Here is a 930-nt window from a genome sequence, read left to right as displayed (position 1 = left end):
TGCCCAAGCAGTCGCTGGTAAGTGGCTTTAAACACAGGGTTACACTGCATAGCCGACATCATTGCCATATAGAGTACAGTTCGTACTTGTGCTCGTCCGCCTTGGATGACCCGTTTACCTTTGTAGGCTCCACTTTCTTTGGTCATGGGGGCAACCCCGATGAGCGAAGCTGCTTGTTTATTCGTGATATAGCCTAGCTCAGGCATATTACTGATAATAGACGCCGCTGCTATTTTCCCGATCCCAGGCATGCTCTGTAATATGATGTTTTTACTTTGATACTCGGTACATTCTTCAATTAGCTTTTGTATTTTCAACTCGATTTTTGTTATCTGGTTTTTTAGCACCGTAAGAATCGGTTTAATGGTAGAAACGAGTGTTTTAGATAAGATTTGATGGCGATTTTTCTCCATGGTCTGCATGGTTAGTAGTTGATTTCTTCGAGTAACTAAATCACTCATTAATCTTATTTTTTCAGGTTTTAACTCAGTCAGTTTAGGCTTGATGGCTTCGGCATAGTGAGCGATAAGTTCGGCGTCTAATCGGTCATTTTTGGCTCGTCGACCTATAGCGCCTGCAAATCGTTTAACGTGCATAGGGTTAGCGATAACAAAGGGGAGCTTTGCTTCTGAACAGGCTAGAATGAATGGCATTTCCAATCGGCCAGTGGCTTCAACTACAATGCGCTGAGGCTTGTTAATTTTTATCTTATTGATTGCATCTCTAATACCTTTTGTGTCATTAGCAACAGTGAAAAAGATATCAAGGGGGCGGATAAATATATCTAGTTGTGATTTACCAATATCAACTCCGACATTGATGTTTTGCATGTGATTACTATTCATAATAAGCGTTCTCTTTATTGCGAAATACGGGTTCTAGACCCAGTCGACTATTCGAGATGAGTGCTTGGAGTTCTACATGATGCTC

The 930-nt window shown here is 41.3% G+C and carries 1 protein-coding gene; it reads right to left on the bottom strand.

Annotated elements, in window-relative coordinates; genetic code table 11:
• Positions 1-845 (bottom strand): IS110 family RNA-guided transposase (locus AC19MX_RS21080; protein WP_498299769.1); only part of this gene is annotated, 845 nt, incomplete at its 3' end.
• Positions 846-930: the final 85 nt, after the last annotated feature.

The organism is Shewanella sp. MF05956, assembly GCF_059758055.1.
Note: the sequence above shows the minus strand (reverse complement) of the source record. Positions and strands in the feature narration are given on the sequence as shown.